General features: G+C 55.0%; 23 protein-coding genes. 8 read left to right on the top strand and 15 right to left on the bottom strand.

Going from position 1 to position 26,236, the window contains the following annotated elements; all coding sequences use genetic code 11:
• Positions 1-227: 227 nt before the first annotated feature.
• Genes arfB through AC13C8_RS11515 form a run of 3 tightly spaced genes read left to right on the top strand, consistent with a single transcriptional unit; the run spans position 228 to position 2,882 of the window.
• The gene (gene arfB, locus AC13C8_RS11505; RefSeq protein WP_091427348.1) at positions 228-647 is read left to right on the top strand and encodes an alternative ribosome rescue aminoacyl-tRNA hydrolase ArfB; all 420 of its coding nucleotides are present in this window, start codon (positions 228-230) and stop codon (positions 645-647) included.
• 19 nt (positions 648-666) lie between these two features.
• Complete coding sequence (locus tag AC13C8_RS11510; protein WP_482847409.1) at positions 667-1,944, top strand: aspartate aminotransferase family protein; 1,278 nt, start codon at positions 667-669, stop codon at positions 1,942-1,944.
• Positions 1,941-2,882 (top strand): phosphotransferase enzyme family protein, encoded by a 942-nt coding sequence (locus AC13C8_RS11515; protein ID WP_091427351.1) that lies wholly within the window; start codon positions 1,941-1,943, stop codon positions 2,880-2,882. The genes AC13C8_RS11510 and AC13C8_RS11515 overlap by 4 nt, the downstream gene beginning before the upstream one ends.
• A gap of 9 nt (positions 2,883-2,891) precedes the next feature.
• On the opposite strand, the gene pncB is transcribed toward AC13C8_RS11515, so the two are convergent.
• Positions 2,892-4,184 (bottom strand): nicotinate phosphoribosyltransferase, encoded by a 1,293-nt coding sequence (gene pncB, locus AC13C8_RS11520; RefSeq protein WP_482847410.1) that lies wholly within the window; start codon positions 4,182-4,184, stop codon positions 2,892-2,894.
• Entirely contained in the window at positions 4,185-4,793 is a 609-nt protein-coding gene (pncA, locus tag AC13C8_RS11525) for a bifunctional nicotinamidase/pyrazinamidase (protein WP_482847411.1), read from the bottom strand.
• Positions 4,794-4,893: 100 nt separating this feature from the next.
• Between pncA and trhO the strand changes: the two genes are divergently transcribed.
• Positions 4,894-5,802, top strand: a complete 909-nt coding sequence (gene trhO, locus AC13C8_RS11530) for an oxygen-dependent tRNA uridine(34) hydroxylase TrhO (RefSeq protein WP_482847413.1) — start codon at positions 4,894-4,896, stop codon at positions 5,800-5,802.
• 46 nt (positions 5,803-5,848) lie between these two features.
• Here trhO and AC13C8_RS11535 read toward each other — a convergent pair whose 3' ends face one another.
• The 7 genes from AC13C8_RS11535 to rfbB form a co-directional block, all read right to left on the bottom strand.
• Complete coding sequence (locus AC13C8_RS11535; RefSeq protein ID WP_482847415.1) at positions 5,849-6,949, bottom strand: polysaccharide biosynthesis/export family protein; 1,101 nt, start codon at positions 6,947-6,949, stop codon at positions 5,849-5,851.
• Between the two features lie 188 nt (positions 6,950-7,137).
• Positions 7,138-7,311: a hypothetical protein gene (locus AC13C8_RS11540; protein WP_177179259.1), complete on the bottom strand. Its 174-nt coding sequence runs from the start codon at positions 7,309-7,311 to the stop codon at positions 7,138-7,140.
• Positions 7,308-8,792: a hypothetical protein gene (locus AC13C8_RS11545; protein ID WP_482847417.1), complete on the bottom strand. Its 1,485-nt coding sequence runs from the start codon at positions 8,790-8,792 to the stop codon at positions 7,308-7,310. The genes AC13C8_RS11540 and AC13C8_RS11545 overlap by 4 nt, the downstream gene beginning before the upstream one ends.
• A gap of 43 nt (positions 8,793-8,835) precedes the next feature.
• Complete coding sequence (locus AC13C8_RS11550) at positions 8,836-9,771, bottom strand: glycosyltransferase family 2 protein (protein WP_482847419.1); 936 nt, start codon at positions 9,769-9,771, stop codon at positions 8,836-8,838.
• 28 nt (positions 9,772-9,799) lie between these two features.
• Positions 9,800-10,669 (bottom strand): glucose-1-phosphate thymidylyltransferase RfbA, encoded by an 870-nt coding sequence (gene rfbA, locus AC13C8_RS11555; protein WP_091427359.1) that lies wholly within the window; start codon positions 10,667-10,669, stop codon positions 9,800-9,802.
• Between the two features lie 31 nt (positions 10,670-10,700).
• Positions 10,701-11,549 carry a dTDP-4-dehydrorhamnose reductase gene (gene rfbD, locus AC13C8_RS11560; protein WP_091427361.1) on the bottom strand — a complete coding sequence of 283 codons (849 nt, stop codon included), beginning with the start codon at positions 11,547-11,549 and terminating at the stop codon, positions 10,701-10,703.
• A gap of 27 nt (positions 11,550-11,576) precedes the next feature.
• Positions 11,577-12,623 (bottom strand): dTDP-glucose 4,6-dehydratase, encoded by a 1,047-nt coding sequence (gene rfbB / locus AC13C8_RS11565; protein WP_091427363.1) that lies wholly within the window; start codon positions 12,621-12,623, stop codon positions 11,577-11,579.
• Positions 12,624-12,984: 361 nt separating this feature from the next.
• Between rfbB and AC13C8_RS11570 the strand changes: the two genes are divergently transcribed.
• The gene (locus AC13C8_RS11570; RefSeq protein ID WP_482847421.1) at positions 12,985-14,091 is read left to right on the top strand and encodes a rhamnan synthesis F family protein; all 1,107 of its coding nucleotides are present in this window, start codon (positions 12,985-12,987) and stop codon (positions 14,089-14,091) included.
• Positions 14,092-14,216: 125 nt separating this feature from the next.
• Here the strand turns inward: AC13C8_RS11570 and AC13C8_RS11575 are convergent, their stop codons facing one another.
• The 3 genes from AC13C8_RS11575 to AC13C8_RS11585 form a co-directional block, all read right to left on the bottom strand.
• Positions 14,217-15,320, bottom strand: coding sequence for a sulfotransferase domain-containing protein (locus AC13C8_RS11575; RefSeq protein WP_091427367.1), 1,104 nt, complete (start codon positions 15,318-15,320; stop codon positions 14,217-14,219).
• A 172-nt stretch (positions 15,321-15,492) separates the two neighbouring features.
• On the bottom strand, positions 15,493-16,152 hold the full coding sequence (locus AC13C8_RS11580) for an ABC transporter ATP-binding protein (protein ID WP_091427368.1): 660 nt from the start codon (positions 16,150-16,152) through the stop codon (positions 15,493-15,495).
• The gene (locus AC13C8_RS11585; RefSeq protein WP_245744611.1) at positions 16,152-17,342 is read right to left on the bottom strand and encodes a KpsE/RkpR family capsule polysaccharide export protein; all 1,191 of its coding nucleotides are present in this window, start codon (positions 17,340-17,342) and stop codon (positions 16,152-16,154) included. The genes AC13C8_RS11580 and AC13C8_RS11585 overlap by 1 nt, the downstream gene beginning before the upstream one ends.
• A gap of 255 nt (positions 17,343-17,597) precedes the next feature.
• Between AC13C8_RS11585 and AC13C8_RS11590 the strand changes: the two genes are divergently transcribed.
• From AC13C8_RS11590 to AC13C8_RS11600, 3 genes are all read left to right on the top strand, one after another.
• On the top strand, positions 17,598-18,392 hold the full coding sequence (locus AC13C8_RS11590; protein ID WP_091427370.1) for an ABC transporter permease: 795 nt from the start codon (positions 17,598-17,600) through the stop codon (positions 18,390-18,392).
• Between the two features lie 348 nt (positions 18,393-18,740).
• Positions 18,741-22,409, top strand: coding sequence for a calcium-binding protein (locus tag AC13C8_RS11595; protein ID WP_482847422.1), 3,669 nt, complete (start codon positions 18,741-18,743; stop codon positions 22,407-22,409).
• A 106-nt stretch (positions 22,410-22,515) separates the two neighbouring features.
• The gene (locus AC13C8_RS11600) at positions 22,516-23,340 is read left to right on the top strand and encodes a DUF2793 domain-containing protein (protein WP_482847423.1); all 825 of its coding nucleotides are present in this window, start codon (positions 22,516-22,518) and stop codon (positions 23,338-23,340) included.
• A 68-nt stretch (positions 23,341-23,408) separates the two neighbouring features.
• On the opposite strand, the gene rfbC is transcribed toward AC13C8_RS11600, so the two are convergent.
• The 3 genes from rfbC to AC13C8_RS11615 all read right to left on the bottom strand — a co-directional run bounded on the left by rfbC (position 23,409) and on the right by AC13C8_RS11615 (position 26,073).
• The gene (gene rfbC / locus AC13C8_RS11605; protein WP_482847424.1) at positions 23,409-23,981 is read right to left on the bottom strand and encodes a dTDP-4-dehydrorhamnose 3,5-epimerase; all 573 of its coding nucleotides are present in this window, start codon (positions 23,979-23,981) and stop codon (positions 23,409-23,411) included.
• 75 nt (positions 23,982-24,056) lie between these two features.
• Complete coding sequence (locus AC13C8_RS11610) at positions 24,057-24,746, bottom strand: sugar transferase (protein ID WP_245744612.1); 690 nt, start codon at positions 24,744-24,746, stop codon at positions 24,057-24,059.
• Positions 24,739-26,073 (bottom strand): UDP-glucose dehydrogenase family protein, encoded by a 1,335-nt coding sequence (locus AC13C8_RS11615; protein ID WP_091427380.1) that lies wholly within the window; start codon positions 26,071-26,073, stop codon positions 24,739-24,741. Before AC13C8_RS11615 ends, AC13C8_RS11610 begins: the two co-directional genes overlap by 8 nt.
• Positions 26,074-26,236: the final 163 nt, after the last annotated feature.

A 26,236-nucleotide genomic window follows, 5' to 3' on the forward strand; every position in this document is an offset into this window, starting at 1 on the left:
GGTGTCCATGTCAAGAGATACAACGGAGCGAGGTGCCGGGACAATCTAGGTCGCGACTTTCCGGGGCAGCCCCCGGTGAGGAATGCGGATCTTATTGACCCAACTTCTTGGCAGTCTAACCGGTCCCACCTCCTTAATTCTCGAAAGGGTCGTCCCAAAGCGGGCGACCCTTTTCTTTTGGCATTTCCGGGATTTCCGTTTTGGATCCAATTCGATAAGTTGCCGCCATGATCCGCGTGACCGACGATATCACCCTGCAAGATTGGGAGCTGAGTGAAAGTTTCACTCGCAGTTCCGGCCCCGGCGGGCAGAACGTGAACAAGGTCGCGACTGCGGTCGAACTTCGGTTTGAAGCCGCGCGATCGCCGAGTCTGACACCGCCCGTGAAAACGCGGCTGAAGCGGATCGCGGGGCGCAAATGGACGCAAGACGGCGCGATTGTGATCCGGGCAGAAGAAACGCGCAGCCAAGCCCGCAACCGCGAGATCGCGCAAAACCGCCTTGTCGAAATGATACGCCGCGCACTGGTCGCACCAAAACGGCGGATTGCCACCAAGCCCACCCTGGGGTCGAAAAAACGCAGGCTGGACGCAAAGACCCGCCGCAGCCAAATCAAAGCCCTGCGCGGGCGCATCGACGACGATTAACCTGACTGGAGCCTTACCTATGTCGGACACCCCCACCCTTCTGCAACGTCGCGCGCGGCTTCTTGGCCCGAACATGACGACGTTTTACAGCGATCCCGTTCACATCGTGCGTGGTGAAGGGGCCTGGCTATGGGATGCCGATGGGAACAGATTCCTTGATTGTTATAACAACGTGCCCCATGTGGGACACGCCCATCCGAAAGTGGTCGAAGCAATCACCCAACAGGCTGCCACATTGAACACACACACCCGCTATCTGCACGAAGGCATCTTGGATTACGCCGAGCGGCTGACCGGCACGATGGATCATGACCTGGATACCATGATCATGGTTTGCACCGGGTCCGAGGCCAACGACATCGCCCTGCGTATGGGGCGCGCTGTGACGGGCAAGACGGGGATCATCTGCACCGATAACACATATCACGGAAACACCGATCTGGTGTCGCATCTGTCGGCCAAGAAAACACCCATTGGCGGCGCGGTCGAATGGGTCAAGAAAGTGCCATCGCCGGACACGCTGACACCGCTGGGTGGTCGTGACGAGGCGCAATCGCAAGCCTTTGCAGACGAGGTTCAGGCGGCGATCGACGCACTTGAAGCTGAAGGTCACGGCTTTGGCACCCTGATCCTTGATCCGTTCTTTGCCAACGAAGGGCTGCCCGAGCTGTCCCACGGCTTCCTTGACCCGACCGTTGATGTGGTTCGCAAAGCCGGCGGCGTCATCATCGCGGACGAGGTGCAGCCGGGCTTTGGCCGAACGGGTGGTCATTTCTGGGGACATCGACGGATCGGCTTAGCACCAGACATCGTGACCATGGGCAAACCGATGGGAAACGGCCACCCGGTTGCAGCCGTTGTCACCCGACCCGAGATCATGGCCGAATTTCGCAATCGTTTCGGCTATTTCAACACGTTTGGCGGCAATCCGGTTGCCGTCGCTGCCGCTTCAGCCGTGTTGGACGTGCTGGAAGAGGAGGGCCTGATGACAAATGCCCTCAAAATCGGCGAGCACCTGGAGAAGCTGCTTTGCCAAGTCAAGCATATCAACAAGGCCGACATTCGCGGGGCAGGCCTGTTCTGGTGCGTCGAGTTTGACATAGATGGCGACACCGAAGCCGCCGCGCCGTTCTGTGCGCAACTGGTGGACGAGATGCGCAATCGCGGGGTGCTGCTACACTCGGTCGGGCGCCATTACCACGGCATCAAGATTCGTCCACCCATGTGTTTTGATCGCGCGCAGGCCGAACTTCTGGCTGAAACGCTTGATGCCGCAATGAAAGCGCTGCCCGCATGAGCGCGCTGAAACAGGCCCTCGCGGCGTGGGATGCGAAGGACATTCGCATGATCAAGAACCGCGAAAACGTGGTTCACGAAGTGCGCATTGACGGACGTCCCGCCGCACTGCGCCTGCACAGGCCCGGCTATCAAAGCAAGGCTTCGATCCAGTCGGAGCTGGACTGGATGGCCGGATTGGCGTCTGCGGGGATGCGCGTGCCCGCCCCCATCCCGATGCGATCCGGCGACACGGTGGCCGATCTGGGTGCAGGTCAGATCGCGACGGTGGTTTCGTGGGTTGACGGTGCGCCGATTGGTGAAGGTGGCGTGCCGCTGCCGGGAACCGAGGTGGACCAGGTTGCGCTTTATCACTGTGTGGGGCGCGAGCTGGCAACCCTGCACAACCTGACCGACGCTATGATTCTGCCTCAGGGTTTCTCGCGCCACCGTTGGGACATTCCTGGCCTTTTGGGCGACAATCCCTTCTGGGGCCGGTTCTGGGAGAGCCCCGCTTTGACCGAGGGTGAACGCGCCCTGATCCTGCGTGCCCGTGCTGTGGCGCATGACATGGTGACGGCGTTTGCCGAAGATGGCGCCGATTTCGGACTGATCCACGCAGACGCCCTGCGCGAAAACATCTTTGTCAAAGACGGTGAGCTGACGTTGATCGACTTCGACGACGCGGGCTTTGGCTTCCGCATCTATGATCTGGCCGTGATGATGACCCAGAACGAGGATGAACCCGCCGCCGATGCCATCCGCGATGCCGCAATCGCAGGCTACCGCACCCTACGCTCGTTCCCTCATGATGCGGAAGCCCTGCTTCCGCTGTTCGTAATGATCCGCCGGTTTGCCTCGATGGGTTGGGCCGTGCCGCGAAATCCGCCCGACGGCCCGGCCGTGCGGGACTATGCTCAGAAAGCTGTCAGGGCCGCACGCACGTTCCTGAGGGCATAGCGCATCAGTCTAGACGATCACATCTAGTTTCGGCTGTGCGCCAACCCCGAACACCCGCTTGTAGCGCGCAATCTCATCCGCTGGCCCCATTGCCTTGTTGGGATTATCCGACAGTTTCACCGTCGCCCGCCCGTTCGCCCCGACCGCTTTGCAGACCAGCGAGAACGGGGCGAGGGTGTCGTTTGGCACAAGCCCACGGAAGTCATTCGTCAGTAGCGTCCCCCAACCGAAACTGGTGCGCACACGACCTGCGAATTGTTGGTGCAACTCGATGATCTTGTCCGTGTCCAGCCCGTCTGAGAAGATTACCATTTTCTGGGTCGGATCCTCACCCCGGTCTTTCCACCACTTGATCGCAATCTCGGCCCCGGTGGCTGGGTCGCCGCTGTCCACCCGGATACCTGTCCAGCCGGCCAGCCAATCGGGTGCGCGGTCAAGAAACCCTTGGGTTCCATATGTGTCGGGCAGGATGATCCGCAGATTGCCGTCATGCTCTTCCTGCCAGTCGGCCAGAACATCATAGGGCGCGCGCGCCAGTTCGTCGTCATCATCGGCCAACGCAGCGTAGACCATAGGAAGTTCATGCGCGTTTGTTCCGATTGCCTCGATGTCGCGCTTCATGGCAATCGAACAGTTCGAGGTGCCGACAAAACGCTCCCCCAGCCCCTCGATCATCGCCTGCACACACCAATCCTGCCACAGATAGCTGTGGCGGCGTCTTGTCCCGAAATCGGCAAGGCGCAGCCCGTCCAGCTTGCGCAGCCGTTCGATCTTTTCCCAGATACGGGTCATGGCGCGGGCATAGAGCACCTGAAGCTCAAACTTGCCCATGCCACGCAATACCGCGCGGCCCCGAAGTTCCATCAAGACGGCAAGCGCGGGAATTTCCCACAGCATGACCTCGGGCCATGAACCTTCGAAGGTCAGCTCGTATTGATCGCCCACCCGCTCAAGGTGATAATCCGGCAGCCGCATCCCTTCAAACCATTCCATGAAGTCCGAACGAAACATCTGGCGCTTGCCATAGAACATGTTCCCGCGCAGCCATGTGCTTTCGCCGCGCGACAGGGACAGCGAGCGGATATGATCCAACTGCTCGCGCAACTCACCTTCGTCGATCAGGTCGGCCAGCGGCACCGACTTGGTGCGATTGATCAGGCTGAATGTAACATGGGTGTCCGGTTTGTTGCGAAACACCGACTGACACATCAGCAGCTTATAGAAATCCGTGTCGATCAATGACCGCACGATGGGATCAATCTTCCAGTGGTGATTGTAAACCCGGCTGGCAATATCAGGCATCTAAGGCTCCAGTGTCACGCCCGCCGCGCGCATGTCAGCGCGGGCAGCATCCAGCGATCCGTCAAGGTCAATCGCGCGACACGCTTGTTCCCACACCGTCACATCGAACCCGAGCCGCGCGCCATCTATGGCCGAATAGGCCACGCAGAAATCCGTGGCCAAACCGACAAGTGTCAGCCTTTCGACCCCGCGTGTGCGCAGATAACCTTCCAGCCCGGTCGGGGTGGTCCGGTCATTTTCAAAGAATGCGGAATAGCTGTCGATCTCGGCTCGAAACCCCTTGCGGATGATCATATCGGCCCGGTCGCGATGCAGGTGATCGTGAAGCTTGGCCCCTATGCTGCCCTGGATGCAGTGATCGGGCCACAGCACCTGGGTGCCGTAAGGCATCTGGGTGGTCTGATATGGATCCTTGCCGTCATGCGAAGACGCGAACGAACTGTGGCCCGCCGGGTGCCAGTCCTGTGTGAACACCTTGACCGGAAAATCGGACAGCAGCTCGTTGATCAGCGGGATGATGTCGTCCCCGTGCGCCACGGCCAGCGCACCGCCGGGGCAGAAGTCATTCTGCACGTCGATTACGATCAGGGCTTCGTTTGCGTCACGCATGGGCGATCCTCCTTGAAACTCAATGGGTAAGGTTCGCATCCGGGCGGGTCAAGCAATTGGACGTCTTGATCCTTTGAAAATAGGGGCGTATGCCGCCAGTATGTATACGATCGCTGCACTCTATCATTTCACCCGCTTCGACAACCCGGCGGCTTTGCAGGCCCCGCTTCTGGACGTTGCCCGGCGCGAAGGGATATCGGGATCGCTTCTGTTGGCGCAGGAAGGCATCAACGGCACGATTGCCGGATCGCGCACAGGCATTGACGCGATCCTGACCTATATCCGCAAACTGCCCGGTTGTGCGGATCTGTCATGGAAGGAATCCACCGCAACAGAACAGCCTTTCGGCAAGATGAAAGTGCGGTTGAAGAAAGAGATCGTGACCATGGGCGTGCCGGCTGTGGACCCCCGCGCCTCGGTCGGGCACTACGTAACGCCCAAGGATTGGAACGACCTGATTTCGCAGGACGATGTTGTGGTGATTGATACTCGCAACGATTACGAGGTCGCCATCGGAACGTTTGAGGGCGCGGTCGATCCGAAAACCAAGACCTTTCGCGAGTTTCCCGACTGGTGGGCGCAAAACAAGGACCGTTTCCACAACAAGCGCGTGGCGATGTTCTGCACAGGCGGCATCCGCTGCGAAAAATCGACCAACTTCCTGATCAGTCAGGGGGTCGAGGATGTGTATCACCTGAAAGGTGGCATTCTTCAGTATCTTGAAGACGTGCCGGCAGAGGACAGCAAATGGGATGGCGCTTGCTTTGTCTTTGACAACCGCGTTTCGGTCGAACATGGCCTGGCCGAAGGTCCGCACGAATTGTGCCACGCCTGCCGCCGCCCCATCCTGCCAGACGACAAGAACCGCCCGGAATACGAAGACGGCGTCAGTTGCCACCAGTGCATAGACGAATTTGAGGAAGCCCGGCGCGACCGGTTCAGAGAACGGCAGAAGCAAATGGCTCTGGCGCGCGCGCGCGGCGAACGACACTTGGGCCGGGAGATGTAGCGCCCTGACGATCTAGGTTTCGTGTAGGATACGAAATTGGTTGTTGTCAGAGCCTGCTGACATCAAACGCAGCGCCCGTCATCTGCTTGATCAGAGTGAACAATAGCGTGGCTGACGCAACCGAGCTTTCCGTGACCAGCACTGTGTCCTGGTGATAGATCGGGAATTTTCCGGCGCTGAACAATCCGTCGGCTGTGGTCAGATCAATCACGAACACACTACGTGTATTACTTGGCCCCGACCGATCCGCACGAACCGCCTTGGGTGAATATTCCCGAAGAATAAGAATGCCCTTTGGGTTGGCCCGCATATCGGTCAGACCGCCAATCAATGACATCGCATCAAGTGCAGATATCTCGGCAGTCTCGAACGGAACGATGGCTTCGCGGCTGGCCGCGCCGAGAGAGCGGAAATAGCGATCGTCCTTTTCAATAGCGACTTTGTCGCCGGGCAGCAGTAGGGCGTCATTTCGCGGATTGCTCAGCACTTGCTCAAGCGGACGGCGGTAGGTCGCGCTGCCTCGGATCAGTTTGACCTGCGGATTCTGTATCTGAGCGGAAGGGCCGCCGGCGGCTGAGATGGCATTCAGAATTGTGAAATTCGGATCATCGACTTGTATTGGGCCGGGCCGGTTCACACCCGACACCATCGAGATCGTTCCACGGGTCCCTTGCCGTACATTCAATTGCACTTGCGCAGAGGGGATCACCTCTTCGTATTTTCGTTGAATGCGTGCGCGGGCAGCCGAATGTGGCAACCCCGCAATATTTAGCGTTCCAACGAAGGGCAAGAATATCGTCCCGGCGGGCGAAACCTGCATTTCCTGCATTCGAACGGTATTCTGGCCTGGTGATGCCAAAAGCGAATTTTCTTCACTGTCCCAGACAATAACATCCACCAGGTCGAATGGCCGAATTGGCTTGTCCGCAGCCGGGGTTCCACGGTTTGGCCATGAGTAGGAACCATTGGTGTTGGGCGCAGGCCACCGTGAAATCGACGACAGGGTCTCGCGTGAAACCCGGTAAATAGCGATATCAGACCGTTCCTGCGTCTCGTTTCCTATGATCTCGCTCTGAAGCGCACCCCCCCGGGGCAGCCCGCAACTTGCCATGCTTAGCAATAAAAGAGCGGTTAGAATTAAACGCATAGCGCCCCCGGAAACACCTCGTTAGCTGGCGGCCACCCTATGCGGTGGGGGCATACGGAACAAGCCTAATTCTGGCGATAGGCGCCTGTCCGACACAAGTTTACAACAAGCGCATTTTCCATGAGCGGCAGACGCTGCGTGCGGCAAACGAACGTGAAACGAGTGACGGCACGGTTTGCCGCAAAGGTTCAAGTTTCGGGGACCTTACTTTCAAACTCTTGCAGCTCTTGCTCCAGTTCAGAAACTCTTTCCTCAAGTTTCTGTACATCCTTTTTCAAAGCAGCGTTTTCATATCTCAGGAAATCCAGATACGCGGCCAGTTTCTTGGGTTCTGGTAACAACTCGAACTCTTGAATGATCATTGTGCACCCTCCTCGCTTGCAACTGCCGGACCGAAACCACGTTCTGCCAATGCGGAAAAGCGGCTTTCCACATCTTCGATACGAGCAAGCAGGCTCTTGTCATGGATGTATTCGTTTGGACCGACCCGTGACATCGATTCCGTATCAAAAATATCAGAAATCTTGCATTCCTTCAGGTCATAGCCCCAATGCTCGTTAATCTGTCTGACAATGTTCCGCCCCTTAAGAATGTCATCAAGCGCAACAACACAGGAACGACCGGAAAACTGCTCAAGAAACTCAAGGGCAGTTTCCGCGTAGGTCAGATACATTTTGACTGCCAGGTCTTCTTGCGTCCAGAACCGCGCATTCAGATCAGTATCAATGCCCAACCTGAGCCAATTTGCGGCGCGGCGCTTTATCGAGTGCACACATTCGATACAGGGACGGTGAACATAGAGAATGGTCGAACTGGGGAATACCGCTGTCCATTGGGACAAAAACAGGGTGCTGCGCGGGTCCTTAAATCCCCATGCACCGATTCCGGCGCGACGCGTCCCATAGTCACGCATCCAACTGATATCTGCGGCTGTTACGATTGGTTCAAAGTGGTCCGACACCATCCAATCCCGTCCAGCATTTGCAAGCAATCGATTATGGAAGGAGATCACCTCAACATCCTCGAAGTGTCCGCGGGGGTTAGAATAATTTGCCCCTAGGAGCCTGTCGCCCAAATACAAACCCGCGTTTAACAACAGATTCGAGGTCAACGAGGTTCCACTTCGGTGAAACCCCGCAATTATCATCGGTGATTGCTGTTCGGTGGACGTGGGGCTGTTCGGCCGAGATGCAACGCGCACCTTCATCACCGCTTCGGACGGCCAGAACACGCCATGCGTCTTGCGACCGTGAACCAGGAAATGCTTCCAGGTCTCGGGGTCTGACCAACCGGCTGTTTCCGGGTTTTTCGAACGGTAGTGCTCGGGATCAAATCCGGGAACAGCCGCGCGAACACCGTGATACCCTTCGCGAAGCATGTGGTTAAGCGCATCCATCGCGTCTTTTGGGGCATCCCGATTGTCGTTGAGATAGGCCGAGATATTAAGCAAGGGATGCGGCGATATCCCAATTTCGGCACAGCTTTCGATGTAAAAGGCCAGCGGATCACGGTCCGACCGGCCCGACATATGGGTTTTACGAAACCATTTGGCGTCAAAAACCGCTGACGGATTGAACCCCAGTTTCCAACCAACTTGTTCGTAATGTTCCAACGGGTTCTGGTCAGGTGCCCCATTCAGATAGGTGTCGGAATACCATTTGGAATCGAAAAGCGGCGTGGGGAAACGCCCCTCTCGCCAACCAAATTTCTGGTAATGACTATAAAGCGCGCCTTTGTAGCTCCGCATATCCGGATAGGTCGCGAGATAGTAGGCCTTGTCAAACAGGGCAGGTGAAGGCACCACCCGGTCAAGGCATCCCTGCAAAACGGACGCGATGTGCACGATAGTCTCCTTTTATCGCAGGTGCCGTTCCCGGACGACGGTTTCAAAGCCTGCGCAGCAACAGTGCCAACCACAGCGCCGCCGTGCTTGCGCGGGTTTGCCGATATAGCTTCATCTTCATCAGCACACGCCAGCTGCGCCGCCGCCGCATGTTCAGGATTCGGGTGAAATCTTGCAGCAACAACTGGTTTTCCGGAGAGAACCGATGAGCCGACGCACTCAGGGCATGTGCATTCAAGCGGTTCCATTCAGCAAAACGACCGCCGAGAAGCATCGCAATACGGGCCAATTTTGCCTTTGCGTTGTCATTCGCACCGATTTCATTGCCTTCATGCTGCCTATACAACAGCGTTGGTTGGTCATCGTGCACCAGAGCACCACCCACACCTGCGATAATCTGATAGGTCCACCAATCATGGATCACAACATCTGATGTCTGCGTTGCGGCTTCGTTCACCAGCCTTGTGCCTTCGGCATTCAGCAAAATGGTGTTTCCCGAAGCGACATTCTGCACCAGCGCGTTACGGAAGCTCAAGGGACGCGGTCGCGGCACAGACAGGCGGCGTCCTTGCAGCTGTTCATTCGTGATCCACGTCCTGCTGCAATACAGCGCCGGAACGGCGGCGTCCAGATTGGTCAGCGCTGCAACACTGCGCGCCAGTTTGTCGGGAAGCCAAACATCATCCTGATCACAAAATGACACCCATGCACCCGCCGGAGCATAAGCGGCAAACCGTTTCAACAAGGACATAAAATTTGCCGCCGCGCCGTTCTGAGGACCATCCAGCACTATGACATCATGACCTTCGGAAGCGAAGCTATCCAGTATCGAACGCGTTGCGTCAGATGACCCATCGTCACTGACAATCAGAGACCAGTTTTGATACTGCTGCTCGGCGATGCTGGCCAGTTGCTCATGCAGGTTCTCACCGCCATTATAGGTCGCAAGCAAAATGGCAACGTGTGGTCCAGAGGTCATGTGCATCGCTTCATTAATTGGGGGCAGATCAATCCGCCAATTGCGATAAGTATCGCCCATAATCGTTCTTGGCGAATACCTGCGCACGTGACTTAAGTTCGTTTCGGCTGATCCAGCCGTTTGAATAGGCTATCTCTTCCAAACACCCCACCTGCTGACCCTGGCGCTTTTCCAGTGTCCGGACGAAATTTCCGGCGTCAAGCAGACTGCCATGTGTCCCGGTATCCAGCCAAGCATATCCGCGACCCATCAGTTGGACTGAAAGACTATCTTCGACCAGATACATCTCGAGCAGCGTTGTGATCTCTAATTCGCCCCTCTCGGAAGGTGTGACCTTCTTTGCGCGTTCAGGCGCAGACCCATCAAGAAAATACAGGCCCGTAACGGCATAGTTTGACGGTGGCGTATGTGGCTTCTCGATGATCGTGTTGACCTTGCCGGAATCGTCAAATCCGACAACGCCATAGCGTTCCGGGTCCGCAACGCGGTAGCCAAACACCGTGCCCCCGGTTGTTTTCTCGCTGGCTTCGGTCAGCATATCCTGCAATCCGTGTCCAAAGAAGATGTTGTCACCCAAGACCAAGGCCGATGCGGCACCGTCAAGAAAACCCTCCGCAAGTATGTAGGCCTGCGCAAGCCCATCGGGCGAGGGCTGTTCAATATATGTGAAAGACATACCAAGCTCCGACCCGTCTCCCAACATGCGTTTGAACTGGGCTTGATCCTGGGGTGTCGTGATGATTGCAACCTCTTGGATACCGGCCAGCATCAAAGCGCTGATCGGATAGTAGATCATTGGCTTGTCATAAACAGGCAGCAGTTGCTTCGACACTGCCATCGTAATTGGATACAGCCGTGTCCCAGACCCTCCTGCCAAGATAATGCCTTTACGTTTCATTTTCTGGCTCACTTCTATCTCGCCGCATTACTTAGCTGGCAGCTTTCAAATCATCTAAAACAGCTGACAACGATGTTTTCCAATCGGGTGCCCGAATACCAAACACTTTTTCCAAGTCAGAACAATCCATTCGGGAATTTAACGGTCGGACTGCCGGTGTCGGGTAATCCGCAGTGGGAATACCGCGTACGTTTACTGCACGACCGGACTGCGAGAAAATTTCAACCGCGAATTCCTTCCAGCTTACGCTCGGCACGCCCGCAAAATGAAAAACGCCACCGTCTTGGCCATTCACCATTGCAACCGCCATTTTCAACAGTGCGTTGGCAATATCTGCTGCTGATGTCGGGCCGCCGATCTGATCGTCTACGACACTCAAGTCATCGCGTGTTTCAGACAAACGCAACATGGTCTTCACGAAATTGGCGCCGTGCGCCGAAAACACCCAGCTGGTTCGAAGAATCGCAAAGCGTCCACCAGCCAAGATAACACCTTGTTCGCCAACCAGCTTTGACCGGCCATAGGCATTTTGTGGTGAAACCGGGTCGCGCGGCCTCCAAGGTTTCTCTCCCTGACCGTTAAATACATAGTCGGTCGAAATATGCAGGAACGGTAGGTTGCGATCCCTCGCCGCCCGCGCCATTGCGGTGGGTGCGTGGCCGTTTATGATGGTCGCGATGTCTTCGTCGCGTTCGGCGTTATCAACTGCCGTATATGCAGCGGCGTTGATCACGACATCAGCATCACAATCGCGGATAATCGCAGCACAGGCAGCTGGATCGGACAGATCAACCTCGTTGCGATCCAAGGCCTGAACAGCCGATTGCCGTTGCAATTCGGTGGCAACTTGGCCAGTTTTCCCGAACACGAGGATTTTCATCACGCGGCTTCCTTTTGAGGCGCAGGTTTAGCCGGTCCCCAAGCGTTTGCCTACCCCATCACGGTTCTGCAACGCGCGCCACCAGTCTTCGTTGTCCAGATACCACTGAACAGTTTTGCGCAAACCTTCTTCGATGGTGACGGACGGCCGCCATCCTAGTTCGGTGCTAATTCTGGTTGGATCAATCGCATAACGCGCGTCATGGCCGGGTCGATCAGCCACGAAGGTGATCAGATCTTGATAAGAACCGCTTTCGCGGCTGCGATACTCGTCCAAGATACGACAGATGGTTTTGACCAACTCCAGATTTGTGCGCTCGTTTTCGCCCCCAATGTTATAAGTGCGACCGACTTCACCTTGTTTGATGACTGTCAGCAAGGCATCGGCATGATCTTCTACGTACAGCCAATCACGTATGTTGGATCCATCCCCGTAGATTGGCAATTCCTTGCCCGCCAGCGCATTAAGGATCACCACCGGAATCAGTTTTTCCGGGAAATGATAGGGCCCGTAGTTATTGGAGCAGTTCGTCAGAACAACAGGCAAGCCATACGTTTCATGCCATGCCCGGACCAGATGATCAGACGCAGCCTTTGACGCGGAATAGGGACTGCGAGGGTCATAGGCTGTATCCTCGGTGAAAAGGATGCTCTTGTCATCGGGAAGCGACCCATACACCTCGTCAGTTGAAATGTGATGGAACCTGAAACTTTCCGGTTTGCCTTTGTCGACCCAATAGGCACGCGCGGCTTCCAGCATGTTAAAGGTGCCCGATATATTTGTTTCGATAAAATCTGACGGACCATCAATAGAACGGTCAACATGGCTTTCCGCTGCAAGATGCATCACGGCATCAGGCTGATGTTCTGAAAAAACACGATCAAGTTCGGTACGGTCACATATGTCGACTTGTTCGAAACTGTAATTCGGACTGTTGGACACGCTGGCGACGTTCTCAATACACGCGGCATAGGTCAGAGCATCAACGTTGACCACTTTGAGGTTGTCGCGGATCGCTTGGCGGACCACTGCTGACCCAATGAATCCTGCACCGCCGGTAATGAGAAGTTTCATGTCAGAGCCCTTGATCAATCAGAGTGTCCTGTCTCGCCCTTGCGAAACCAAAATACGTGCGCACCACGACAAGGACACCCAAGAGCCCAAGTTCGAATGGTCGTCTGTCTTCTAATTCCAACCGGCCCGCATTTACAATGCTGAACCACCAATCTGCCGGATAAAACAAGATCGCATCCATCTGGTTTTTCAGAGGTTCAACGGGAAACGCATAATCACGGACAGAGCAAGCCGTGGGGCACGCCTTCGGACAGGTGCTTGCAAAACAGCGACCTTGTGGTAATTCGGGCGTTGATCTGCTGGGGACGCAACTGCCCTCGCTATGGTGGGCTTGGGACCACATTGCCAAAAGGGTGTCACTATGGACGTGCTTTCCATTGCCAAGAACTTGCTGCGGCGTATCGTTCTGCGGCTGGAGCGCTGGGTTTTCTGGACACGTTACATCGCGTTCGATCAGATCAAAGATCGCATCGCCCTGCGAAATTACGTTGATGACATCAAAACCTTCGAGACTTTGTCCGAGAAAACCGAAGGCACCTTTGCCATCTTCGTTTACTACGAACCTGGCGAGGCGGTGTCCGACAGTGTGCAACGGATAATCCGCACGCTCGACAAAGCTGGTGTCAATACCATTCTTGTAAACAATCACCCATTGTCGGAAACCCAAAGGGCTTTCTTTCGAACCCATTGTCATACACTCATTCAGCGCGGGAATCAGGGTTTTGACTTCGGCTGCTACAAGGACGCAGTCAAATTCATTGACGAGAAAGGTCTGACGCCTGATCGCCTGATGATCCTGAATGACAGCGTGTTCTTCGCAGCGCGTGGGTTGGACGATTTCGTCGAGGCACTGAACGGCCATCAGGATGTCATCGCAGCATATGAAAACTGGGGGGAAGACTACCATCTACAGTCTTTCGCACTCAGCGTAAGTCGGGATGTTATCACGTCGGAGGCGTTCCAGAACTTCTGGAAAGCCTATATCCCTTCAAACAACCGCGTCCTCGCGATTGACCAGGGCGAAAAGGGGCTGACCTATGCCATTCTTGAAGCGTCAAAATCGACGAAGGTCATCTATTCAGTCGATCAGCTATACTCTGAAATGCTGAAAACGGACAATGTTGACGAACCGATGCTGAACACCGTTGTCTGTCAGCCGTGGCGAGGTTCGCTTAAGGAAAACCCGATAAATTCAAAGGACCGAATTATCGAGCTTTGCGGCTTTATTGCCAAGACATCGACAATCCACAGTGGCGCCTTTTTCTTCCCCAATTATATGGCATCACCTTTGTACAAGAAAGATCTTGTCTACCGTGGCAGATATCAACTGTGGGAAGTCGCCGCGTGGCTGGAGACGATTATGTCGGCCGAGGAGCGAGCGCAGTTTCTAAACCTACTGCGCCTAAAAGGCGACGCTTCGCAGCTTTCCAAAATGGATCGTTTCAAATTCCGGCACGGGTTGAAGTGATAGATTTGCAAGCGGGCCTTGGGATCTCTCAGGATTAAGTCTCGAACTTCTCGCCACGGTTCCGAAGCGGCTCTGTTGGCTGCACATCAGTGCGCCGCCACGCAATTTTCTCCCCTGATCCTTGATCAACGGAAACCTAACTTGCGCCCCAAAAGCCGCAAGCGGCTTGATTGTCGGTACTTGTGCTTTATTGAATCAACATTTGGTCTGTTTGTCGTGTTTAGGAACGCCATGAAATACCTGGCAATTAAAAACCTGGTATCTGCGGGGGGAGACTTCAGACGGTGTGCATCAATCAGGTAGTTCCTTATCTTGTCCAATGCTTCTTCGACCGGTTGGCTCATGTATTTTCGCAACTCTTTCGGATCAAATTCTTTGTCTTGTTCTTGATCCGTGCGAAAATCAATCGACGAAACCGAATACAGCCAATCAATGTCCTGTTGATCCACAAGTGGCGCAATCAGTGCGGGTGGCAGCACAAATTTGCCGGGCAATAACAATCTGACATGCTCAATAAACTTTTTTCGTGCAGCAAGAATTGTATCGGCTTCGGCACCAACGGAAATAAGCTGATTTGTCAGGTACACAACGCGCAGCGCATCGGTCGAAAGCGATACGTTTGTGCGCCTCGAATTTCCCGGTGTATCAACACCGATGACTTCGGAAAAATCCTGAACGATATCTCCGTTCTTCAACACCTCCGGACTAAATTCGCGTATATTGACATTCTCACGACCGAAGTGCCGAATGAACTTCTCGATCCTGGGCCGATAATTGGGCGAAACCGGCTTGGCCATATTTTGACCTGATTTAACGAACTCCTGCATGTCGCTGGTCATGAACGACACAGGGTTTCGCACGTAAACTATCACTTCTATGTCAGATGACACTTTCTTCAGCTCATTATGGAACTCTATCAAACCCTCTTCCGGCAACTGGGATATGTCTTCGCCCGAGATGATAATGTTCTCTCGATCGACCCGATCCAGAAATGAAGCAATGTTTTTCTTGCTCTCAATTCGAAGTCTTTCTTTCGCCTCGCTGCCCGCACCCCGCCAGATATGGTACCGCTGATGCCTGCCAGAGTATGCCGTGTAAACAGGTATGGAGTGGTTTGCGAAGCCAAGATCGGCATAGATCGTCTGACCATCGTCATATCCTTGAAACGCCTCCTGGATCGATGTCGATCCAGTTTTGTGTGTTCCGATATGCAAGAAGATCTTGGGCATTTTGTCTCTCTGATTATTTGCCGCTAGTTGCCAATCAGGCAAGCTGCTCGCAAGCGATGTGCATACCTATTATCGCCATTCCGCCAAGACTTAAATCGGGAATGCGTCTCTAAGACTGCACCTAAGATTTCCGTGTAGGAACAGTTTCGACAGATTCCATCTGACTGAGGGTTCATTGCGCGTTCATTGTGCTCTCGTGAAACTCGATAGCATCTTTGACATCGTCGAACCAACTTGCCCGGCCACCGACAAGCACAACACCGGCATCGCATATTTCTTCCATCAAGTTCATGGAGTGTGAAACGACGATTGCAGCACTCTCTCCAACCCGCTGCTGTAGCAGTGTGGTGCTACGCTTGCGGAATGCGGCGTCGCCCACGGAAGTAACCTCGTCAACCAAATATGTGTCGAACTTAATGCCCATCGAGACGCCAAACGCCAGACGTGAGCGCATTCCGGATGAATACGTCCTGAAAGGCGCATGAAAATGCACACCCAGTTTTGCGAAATCCTGCACATAGGCAACCAACTCGTCTGTGTCCACGCCATAAACGCGCGCCACGAACCGGGTGTTCTGAGCACCGGTAAGATCTGCATGGAAACTGCCAGCAAAACCAACCGGCCACGAGATTGTACCGTCTGACCTGATGGACCCGCTGTCCGGATCCTCGACACCCGCGATCATTCTAAGCAGCGTTGACTTGCCAGCACCGTTGCGTCCAAACAGCCCAACGGACTTTCCAGTCGGGAATGTCAGATTAAGGTCCTTCGCAACCGTCTTGCCCACCCCTTTGACATAGTAGGTTTTCCACAAATTGCGGACCTCGATCATCAGCGGCGATCCTTGATCGCGTAGAAGATCAAGACGCCAATGGCCCAGATGAACCCAAGGAACGCCCCGAACACGCCCAGCAGAAGCATCCTTTGTGGGTATTCGGCGCGCTCGGCAAGCGTTGGCTTGATATACGCGGCCAGATACCGACTTTTGCGTTGCGCCTCGATCTTCGCCGAGTCCAGCGCGGCAAGCGCCGCGAGGTAAGTCTGTTCCGCAAACTCCCTCTCGACTGCAAGGCGCTCATACTCGCCGACAAGCGTGGAGAAGTCCCGATCATCATTGTCGTCGGCTCCATATTTCAAACGCTCTTCCTCAATCCTTTCACGGATCACTTCAATACGAAGTTCCGCTTGCGCCATCCGAGGATCATTTGTGCCAGCGCTTTCTCGTATCAGATCGAAAGCGATCAGAGCGTCGGACAGTTTTGTCTGCAACGCGGTCATCAATCCTGCCTGACCTCCGATCTCTGCTTCGGGGTCGACAATCTGATTACGTGACCGGAATTGCGTGACGGCTTGCCGCGCCGCTTTCAGCCGCTCGACAGCAAACTCCAATTCCTCAGTTGCATAACGGGTCGCATCGGCCCGAGCATCGGCACTCAGATCGTTGATCATATCAGAGCTTCGGCTAAAGATGCGCTCGGCGATATCCTTTGCGGTGTTCGCATCGAAGGCGTGGACACGCAGCTCGATCAGTCCTGTACCGCTATCATAGAATATCTTGACAACTTTCGACCAATAGTTGGCCAAATCTTCAATCGTTCCGCCATCATTGAATGAAAAAACCGGGTCAGTTTCGTAACCAGCAGAGTATATCGCCCTCAGGTCAATTTCTTCATCGATCAGTTTGACCAGCTCGCGGCTTTGGATGAATTCGTACAGGATATCTGTATCTTCGGATCCGCCGGTTCCAAACGCACTCAACCCCCCCAAGATATCGGTTGCAGAGCTTACATCCTCGGATCGCACGGTAAACGCGACATAAGACACATATTGGTCAAGTGCACGTGCATAAAGATACCAAGCACCGATGAGCAATGGAAAGATGACGGCGACAACAAAGCTGATAAGCACAACCCTATGGCGCGACTTGAAACGCGCCGGACGGGCCATTGGGGCAGTCTTCACTTCAGCGGACGCGCTGACGGCATCGGCAGGAGCAGTGTTGGCCTCAGTGGGTTTATTCATGAATCATCCTTCGAAGACGCCAGTCTGTCGGTGTTTGGCGCAACTAAGTTGCCGCATTTTATTGTTGATAGCTCGTTCGTCCGTCGTTTCGATGTAATTGATCACGTTTGTAAACCGCTCGTCGTGCAGCTTCCACCGCAATATGGACGCGTGGCTTATAACATTGAACCATTTTGCGTTGAAAGAGCTATTCTTCTTGCCGACACGTGTGGATTCGGCTTGCCAAAAACGCGCATCTAACGGCAAAACACGCGCATGAGCTTCAAAGCAGAGGGCCTGCACGCCCGCAATTTCAAAACCTGGCGAACGATCGTGGCCCTGATGCTGCGAGAGATGGCCACCAGTTACGGCAGATCGCCCGGTGGCTACCTCTGGGCTGTGCTCGAACCGATCGGTGGCTTGACCGTCATGACGGTTGCGTTCTCGATGGCCTTCGCTTCGCCTGCGCTTGGAAACAACTTTGCGCTGTTTTACGCAACTGGCTACTTGCCTTTTATGATGTATCTTGACCTGTCCAACAAAATTTCAAGGTCGATCAGATACTCCCGCCCTTTGTTATCTTACCCGTCAGTAACATATCTGGACGCTATCTTCGCACGCTTGTTTCTAAATGCGCTCACCCATTTTCTGGTGTTCTATATTTTGATGTTTGGCATCATGACGTTGTTCGATACTGGTAACATTCTGAACTACGCCGCCATATTCAACTCACTCAGTATGGCGTTGACCTTTTCGTTCGGGGTGGGTGTGCTGAACTGTTTCTTGCTTACCAAGTATCCGATTTGGGAGCGGGTCTGGGGGATCGTAACTCGCCCGCTGTTCATAATTTCTTCGATATTCTTTTTGATCGAAAGCATACCCCAACCTTTCCGTGATTACCTTGCATACAATCCGCTGGTTCATATCATTGGGGAAATGCGGCGTGGCTTCTATGCGACCTACGACGCGACTTGGGTCAATCCTCTGTACGTGTATGGCATTTCGTTGACGCTAACCGTGTTGGGCCTTGTGTTTCTGGGACGCTATCACCGCGAACTCCTCAACAACTGACCCATACTCGGGGTGGTTCGCACCTTACGACGGGGTCGTTTACCTAAAATCCACACTGCTATTTCACAGAAGTAAAGCGCTCTTTAACTCCAAGGATCCACCATAGACCTCATTAAGCTGGGTGAGCTGTACGAGGGGGTCGGGGTGGCCAGTCTGGTATTTACCGGCACTCATGCGGGTGCCGAATTAAGCTATGTTGCAAACGTTTCTGATCTGGAAGTCTTCCAGGCGGGAAACAGGACGTATTTATATGCTGCCACGGGTTCGAATGGTGGCGCGACGGTATTTTCCATTTCGGACGCCGGCGCATTCTCATTGTCAGCGCAATTGTCATATCCGCTTTCGGTTATGGCTTCACCATATGCTCAGATCGAACTGATTGAGGTGTCTGGCGCCACATATCTGCTGCCGTTCGGTAGATACGACTGGACCTTGAACGCCATTACTTTGGATGGTCCGGACCTGTTCGGTGCGACCGAGAGTTTTGAATGGGGTTTGGGAGGATTGGGAAACCTGAGCGCTCTGACATCGCGCAGCTTCGGGGACCAGACACATGTCTATGCTTCGAATGCGCAGAGCACAGGCTTCAACCATTATGTCGTGTCCGAACAGAATATCTTGGAATTGATTGACGGAAACAGCATTCCGACCGCCACGAACACCTCGGACATGGTGGCGCTTGGTATCGTCTCCAGCGGCGGCGCACAAATCTTGCTAGGTTTATCACAGCAGCAAGTTGGAATCTCCAGCTATCGTCTGGATAACGCCGGAAGCCCAACCTTCGCAGATTCGCTGTCTGCGGCAGAATACCTGCCGATTTCCGCCCCGACGGCACTGGTGTCCGGAAACGTACTGGACAAGACCTTCGCCATACTCGCAAGCGCCGGAAGTTCATCCCTGACAGTCGTTGAAGTTGGTGCCGACGGCTCACTGAATGCAATTGATCACATCATCGACAGCACGGCGACCAGATTCCAATCCATAACCGAACTGGCGTCGGCACAGGTTGGCGACAGACTTTACATCGTCGGCGGCGGCGCAGACGATGGATTGTCTCTGTTCACTCTTCTACCCAGTGGGATGCTTGTGCATCTGGATACGGTTTGGGACACCAATCAGACGGCATTACAGAACATCTCGGCGCTGTCGATGGAATACGTGGGTGGCAAATTGCAGATCTTTGCAACCAGCGAGACCGAGCGCGGCATCACACAGTTCGAGTACGATCTCGCTGGTGCGGGCGAGACAATTGCTGGTGACGGATCATCGTCCGCTCTTTTCGGGTCTGCTGGCAATGACCAGATCGACGGTGGCATTTGGAGCGAAACCATATCCGGCGGTGCCGGTAACGATCTGCTGCGCGATGGCATCGGCGAAGATACACTTGTTGGCGGCACAGGTGCGGATATCTTTGTGCTGGCCTCCGACGATATGGTTGACAAAATCATGGACTTTCAGCCCGGTGTGGATCGGCTGAACCTGACTGAGTTCCAGATGTTGTACGATGTTCGGCAGCTAAATGTTGAACCCCGCGCTTGGGGAGCTGAAATAGTCTATCGCAATGAAGTTACATATGTATACAGCGCCGATGGACGGTCTCTGGACATTTCACATTTCACAACTGCCGATACGCTTCTGCTTAACCGACCGCCAAATGGGTTTCAGTATATTCCCGAGATCATAAACGGGACCAACGCGAATGATGTCCTGGGCGGCGATGAAGGCACGGAAACCTTGTATGGCTTCGGTGGAGACGACGTTTTCAACTGGTCGCTCGACCCAGATGTTTTCTATGGGGGGGACGGAACGGACACCGTAAATTATGCCACCGCCGCTTCATCGATATGGGTTGATCTGGCGAACAGACAAGCAACGGGCGCGGCGGATGGTGATGTCCACCATTCCATCGAAAATATCGTTGGGACCGCTTTTGACGACACTTTGATCGGCGATGGCAGTGCCAATCGGCTGGTGGGTGGCAATGGTGACGATTATCTTGATGGCGGTCTTTCTGGTGACACCTTGGATGGCGGTGATGGACGCGATACCGTCACCTATGCCTGGGCTCGCGAGGCGGTTATCGCGCGACTCGATAATGGTCTTTTGGCGGGAGCCGCACTCGGCGATATTCTGATCAACATCGAAAACGTGGTGGGGACGGCCTTTGACGACACGCTTGCCGGAAACAATGCCGAAAACCTGCTATGGGGTGGCGAAGGCAATGACATCCTGACCGGCGGCGGTGGCGACGATAGCCTGGCAGGCGGCGGCGGAAACGACACGTTGTCTGGCGGCAGTGGCGCAGACCTGCTTGATGGTGGATCTGGTCAGGATTGGGTCGACTATCGTGACGCAAACTCTCAGGTGCAGGTTGACTTGGGAACACGCACAACCGGTTGGGGTGCGGCGGGCGACACGCTGGTGTCGATCGAACACATTTACGGCAGTAATTTTGACGATCAGATTTCTGGAGCCGATGGCGGCAACACGATCTTGGGTATGGACGGCGCTGATTTCCTGTCTGGAGGTTCGGGTAACGACGAACTGTTCGGCAACAGCGGTGACGACAGCCTGCTGGGCCAGAATGACAATGATCGGCTTTATGGTGGTTCGGGCAATGACGTCCTTTCAGGTGGGCACGGCAACGACGTGTTGTTTGGCCAATGGGGCGATGACATCATGAACGGCGGCAGCGGTGCTGACATTCTTCATGGATCCTATGGTGCTGACCTCATGAAAGATTTTGGCGGTCGGGATAAGTATCATGGTGGTCCGGGTTATGACACCGTTGACTATTCCGCATTAACCAACAATGTGCGCGTCGATCTGCGAAGCGGCAAAGGGTTCTGGGCCGCAACCGGTGATATCTATACTTCGGTCGAAGGTGTGATCGGAAGTCGGGGTTCGGATGTCATTTATGGCAATGCAGCTCACAACACACTCTCCGGGCGCGGTCAGGGCGACAGGATTTATGGCTTGGGAGGTCATGATACCTTGTCGGGGGATGACGGCGCGGACCAGCTATTTGGCGGGGTGGGTCGGGATCGGCTGTTTGGCGGGAACGGCCCTGACATTCTGAAAGGCGAAGGTGGCAATGATTTGCTACAAGGGGGGACTGGCCCCGATCAACTATTTGGCGGACCCGGTATCGACATTGCCAACTATGCTGATGCAATCACGGGCATTACGGTCAATCTGAGCACAAACGTGAACAAAGGAGCAGCCGCGGGCGACAAACTTTACTCGATAGAGATAGTTGTCGGGTCGGGGTCGGACGATCGGCTGATCGGCAACGGTCAAGCGAACACATTTCGGGGTGGCGACGGCGATGACCGGTTTCAAGCACTCGGTGGCAATGATCGACTGTTCGGAGAGGACGGAAATGACACGTTCATTGCCGGTTCGGGCCGGGATTACATTCATGGCGGTGCAGGAACAGATACGTTGGTCATGACGGCACTGGGATCGGGAGCTCACGTTTGGCTGACGCTGAACAAAGGCGGACGAAGTATGCAGGGCAACACAATCCTCTCTGTCGAAAACCTGACGGGCACTCATTTTGGCGACGTTCTTCATGGCGATAGCAACGACAATTTGTTTCGCGGTGCTCGGGGCAACGACAGACTGACTGGCGGCGACGGCGACGACCGGTTGTATGGGGACCTGGGCAACGATCACTTGCTTGGAAATACCGGGGATGACATGCTGTATGGCGGTCCCGGGGACGACATCCTGAACGGCGGACAAGGCGACGATGTCATGGTCGGTGGATCAGGAGGCGACACGTTCGTTTTCACGTCTGGCAATGACTCGATTTCAGATTTCGACGTCGGGTCAGACATCATCCGGATAAACCTACAAGGCGCGGCCGCCGCTGCGGTAACTTCCACCACCGTCAGCGATTTTGCCGACATACGCGATGACGGCATCTTTCTTGACTTTGGTGGTGAAGCCTCGCTTTTTATTGAGAACCTACAGGATTTGTCCAGCCTGCAAGACGCGGTTGTTTGGTTCTAATCCGCCGACCACACCTTGTCAGGCCATGCGCGCGCCCGGATCGTTACTCTTTAACCTTATCACCGGATCAATCGTCGGAAGCAAATTTCGCAACGGAGTATCCGAAATGTCCGACAGTTCGCCCATTCTGTCCCTTCCTCTTATCCAAGTCGCGCAGGCGCAGAAACACGTCACACATAACGAGGCGTTACGCCTTCTGGACATTCTGGTTCAGCTGTCGGTCGCAACCGCCGATGGGATGAGTCCGCCAACAGGTGCGGCCGAGGGCGACCGTCACATTGTTCCCAGCGGTGCCACGGGCGACTGGACCGGCAAAGATCAGAACATCACCTGGTTCCAGGATGGTGTTTGGCAGTTCATCGCCCCTCTGCAAGGGTGGCGTGCAGATATCGCAGCGACCGCGCAGCAAATGCGGTTTGATGGTACCCAATGGGTCGATACGACACCTGCGACCAACAACCTTGATCTGGTGGGCGTGAACACGACCGCAGATGCCACCAACAAGTTGGCAGTTGCGGCAGATGCCACGCTGTTGTCGCATGACGGCACATCGCATCAGTTGAAAATCAACAAGGCGGCAATGGGTGACACGGCGTCCCTGCTGTTTCAGTCCAACTGGTCTGGCCGGGCGGAGTTCGGTTTGACAGGTGATGACGATTTCCACGTCAAAACCAGCCCGGATGGCAGCGTGTGGAACGAGACTATCGTCGCAACAGGCGCGGGCGACGTGGGAATCGGCAAAACCCCGGCGGCAAAACTGGATGTGGATGGGGTCCTGCGTCTGACGCCGACTGCAATTGCTGGCTTACCGGCTGCTGCGACTGTCGGAGCGGGCGGCATTGCCTTTGTGTCGGATGCGACGGGTGGTGCACAACTGGCCTATAGCGACGGAGCATCATGGCTGAAGGTCAGCGACGGCACAGCCCTCTGACCGGAACTCCGCGCAGGAGGCGGCCATCAAAACGCCCGCAGGTTCTTACTGCGGGCGTTTTTTTATGATCAACGAGGTCCACCGTCCGGACCGAATGGCGTAACAAATTCGGCCATGGACTTGGCCTCGCCGTCCTTGCCGCTGAGTGTCGCTTGATCCGCGGATATGCCCCAATCGATACCGATATCCGGATCATCAAACCGCACCGACATCTCGGTCTCGGGCGCATAGTGGTCCGAGCATTTATAAAACACATCGACACCGTCAGTCAGCGTAACGAAGCCGTGCAGGAACCCTGTGGGCACCAACAGCGCCGACCCGTTTTCATCAGACAGTTCGACCGCAACCCATTCACCATAAGTGGGCGAGCCATGACGAACATCAACTGCAACATCCAGAATGGACCCACGCAGGCATCGAACCAGCTTGGCCTGTGCATGGGGCGGCGCCTGGCAGTGCAGGCCGCGTATCGTGCCCTTGGTCGCCGACCGCGACAGGTTGTCCTGAACGAAATTGGAGGGAAGGTCGGCCTGCTCCATCGCGCGGGTTGAAAAGGTTTCGCTGAAGAACCCGCGGTTATCTCCATGGCGCGGCGGCGTCACGATAACGCAGCCATCAAGCTTGGTCTTTTCTACTTTCACGGAAGTGACTCCATCAGGTTTTCAGGGCGGTTCGGCGAAGCATGTCGCGGGCCGACTGGGCCGGGCGAATTTGCCTTAACCCCGGATACGTCTTGCACGACGTCCGGGCAAGGGGAACAACTTGGCGGCCGTCAGGTAAAGAATATACAGATCGAGGCGCAACGACTTGTTGACGTGATAGATGTGATCCAGCGCCGCCTTGCGCGGAACACAGCGTCTCAGGTAAACGCCTTCGGCCTCTTTCTGGGTTTCGCAAGCCGCGAGCATTTTTTCTTCGTGGCTGTGGAAGATGATCGATGCCAAGCCCGTAATTCCAGGGCGATCAAGCAAAACCTGCCTATAGATGTTGGGCCGGGCCTGAACATAGCGCGGCTCTGGTGGGCGTGGGCCAACGAAGCTCATTTCGCCCTTCAGCACATTCCAGACCTGGGGCAGCTCGTCCAAACGATGGGCGCGCAGGAATTTCCCCATCGGCGTGATGCGGTTCTGTTTGTGGCCACCGGTGATACCGACATTCTCATGGTCCGGCACGGTCCGCATGGTGCGGATTTTCAACAGGTCGAACGTCTTGTCGAAGGTCGTATTCCGTTCCGAACGATAAATGAAAGGCCGACCGTCGCGCAGGGTGACGATCACATACAGCACCAACAGCGTCGGAATGACGACGATACAAAGAACCAATGCAAGACCTATGTCGAAAAGGCGCTTCATCCCCAGTTCTTTCCGCTCATTCAGTTCGGCTTTAGAATACGTGACTTCAACCATCCCAACCATCCGGCCCAAATCCACGCCGTCCAACGGCACAATATGAGACAAAGCCGGCCTTCTTTGCATCTTTCGGCGAATAGATGTTGCGCAAATCAGCCATTCTGGCCGTTTCCATACGTCGGGCAAGGCGCTTCAAATCCAAGGCTCGAAACTCGTTCCATTCGGTCAGGATCACAACAGCATCCGCGTTCTGAACAGCCTTATACGCATCTTCAAACCAATGTGCACCCGGCAAAAGTGCCTCCCCTTCGTTTAACCCCTGCGGGTCGACAACACGCACTTTCGCGCCGCTGCCGATCAAGGCGGGAACAATTGTCAGGCTGGGCGCATCGCGCATGTCATCGGTGTTGGGTTTGAAGGTCACGCCCAGCACGGCAATCGTTTTGCCCGACACAGACCCGTCGCAGAGATCGGTGATCTTATCGACCATACGGCGCTTGGTTTCATCATTGACGGCGATCACGGTTTCGGTGATCTGCATTGGCATTCCGGCTTCCTGTCCGATGCGCGCCAAGGCTTTCGTGTCTTTTGGGAAACAACTGCCACCGTAGCCCGGACCGGCATGCAGGAACTTGTTGCCGATTCGACCGTCCAACCCGATGCCTTTCGAGACCTGTTTGACATCCGCCCCCACACGCTCGCACAGCGCGGCGATTTCGTTCACAAACGTAATCTTCGTCGCCAGGAAAGCATTGGCGGCGTATTTGATCATCTCGGCGCTTTCCAGATCAGTTGTGACAATCGGAAAATCGCGCAGGAACAGGGGTCGGTAGATCTCGGCCATGATGTCCGTGGCGCGTTCATTCTGCACTCCGACGACAACGCGATCCGGCCGCATGAAATCATCAATTGCCGCACCTTCGCGCAGGAATTCCGGGTTCGAGGCAACATCGAAATCAAGGTCGGGATGCGCCTTTTGAATCAACTGCTTCACCTTGCGATTCGTGCCGACCGGAACGGTCGATTTCGTGACCACAACTGCATAATCTTCAAGCGAATCAGCAATCTCTTCGGCGGCGGCATAGACAAAAGTCAGGTCTGCATGACCGTCACCACGTCGAGTCGGCGTGCCGACGGCAATAAAAATCGCTTTTGCGCCTTGCACCGCTTCTTTCAGGTTCTGGGTAAACGAAAGTCGGCCTGCGGCCACGTTTTTCGCCATCAGATCTTCAAGGCCTGGCTCGTAGATAGGCACCTGCCCAGCTTCAAGCATGTTGATTTTCGCGGGATCTTTGTCCACGCAAACAACTTCATGTCCAAAATCTGAAAAACAAACGCCAGAGACCAGGCCCACATACCCGGTGCCGATCATCGCAATTTTCATTGGCTCGAAACCTCTTTTTTCAAATAATCTACGATGGGATGATGCATCACGCAAACACTGTCAACGGACGGCGAACCTTCGCCCATCCAGACATCGCCCTATTCCCGTCACGCCCATGCCATGGCAAGTTTGCACGCTGCGGGGCGAAACTGGATGGTTAGGC

The sequence above is a fragment of the Aliiroseovarius sp. B-4 genome (assembly GCF_056857795.1).

Coding starts and splice junctions, on each gene's coding strand:
- AC13C8_RS11550 (WP_482847419.1), bottom strand. CDS start 9,771: ATGACCTCTGGACCACACGTTGCCATTTTGCTTGCGACCTATAATGGC.
- arfB (WP_091427348.1), top strand. CDS start 228: ATGATCCGCGTGACCGACGATATCACCCTGCAAGATTGGGAGCTGAGT.
- AC13C8_RS11615 (WP_091427380.1), bottom strand. CDS start 26,073: ATGAAAATTGCGATGATCGGCACCGGGTATGTGGGCCTGGTCTCTGGC.
- rfbB (WP_091427363.1), bottom strand. CDS start 12,623: ATGAAACTTCTCATTACCGGCGGTGCAGGATTCATTGGGTCAGCAGTG.
- trhO (WP_482847413.1), top strand. CDS start 4,894: ATGTATACGATCGCTGCACTCTATCATTTCACCCGCTTCGACAACCCG.
- rfbD (WP_091427361.1), bottom strand. CDS start 11,549: ATGAAAATCCTCGTGTTCGGGAAAACTGGCCAAGTTGCCACCGAATTG.
- AC13C8_RS11575 (WP_091427367.1), bottom strand. CDS start 15,320: ATGCCCAAGATCTTCTTGCATATCGGAACACACAAAACTGGATCGACA.
- AC13C8_RS11600 (WP_482847423.1), top strand. CDS start 22,516: ATGTCCGACAGTTCGCCCATTCTGTCCCTTCCTCTTATCCAAGTCGCG.
- AC13C8_RS11580 (WP_091427368.1), bottom strand. CDS start 16,152: ATGATCGAGGTCCGCAATTTGTGGAAAACCTACTATGTCAAAGGGGTG.
- AC13C8_RS11535 (WP_482847415.1), bottom strand. CDS start 6,949: ATGCGTTTAATTCTAACCGCTCTTTTATTGCTAAGCATGGCAAGTTGC.
- pncA (WP_482847411.1), bottom strand. CDS start 4,793: ATGCGTGACGCAAACGAAGCCCTGATCGTAATCGACGTGCAGAATGAC.
- AC13C8_RS11590 (WP_091427370.1), top strand. CDS start 17,598: ATGAGCTTCAAAGCAGAGGGCCTGCACGCCCGCAATTTCAAAACCTGG.
- rfbA (WP_091427359.1), bottom strand. CDS start 10,669: ATGAAACGTAAAGGCATTATCTTGGCAGGAGGGTCTGGGACACGGCTG.
- AC13C8_RS11515 (WP_091427351.1), top strand. CDS start 1,941: ATGAGCGCGCTGAAACAGGCCCTCGCGGCGTGGGATGCGAAGGACATT.
- AC13C8_RS11510 (WP_482847409.1), top strand. CDS start 667: ATGTCGGACACCCCCACCCTTCTGCAACGTCGCGCGCGGCTTCTTGGC.
- AC13C8_RS11540 (WP_177179259.1), bottom strand. CDS start 7,311: ATGATCATTCAAGAGTTCGAGTTGTTACCAGAACCCAAGAAACTGGCC.
- AC13C8_RS11570 (WP_482847421.1), top strand. CDS start 12,985: ATGGACGTGCTTTCCATTGCCAAGAACTTGCTGCGGCGTATCGTTCTG.
- AC13C8_RS11595 (WP_482847422.1), top strand. CDS start 18,741: ATGGCTTCACCATATGCTCAGATCGAACTGATTGAGGTGTCTGGCGCC.
- pncB (WP_482847410.1), bottom strand. CDS start 4,184: ATGCCTGATATTGCCAGCCGGGTTTACAATCACCACTGGAAGATTGAT.
- AC13C8_RS11585 (WP_245744611.1), bottom strand. CDS start 17,342: ATGAATAAACCCACTGAGGCCAACACTGCTCCTGCCGATGCCGTCAGC.
- AC13C8_RS11610 (WP_245744612.1), bottom strand. CDS start 24,746: ATGGTTGAAGTCACGTATTCTAAAGCCGAACTGAATGAGCGGAAAGAA.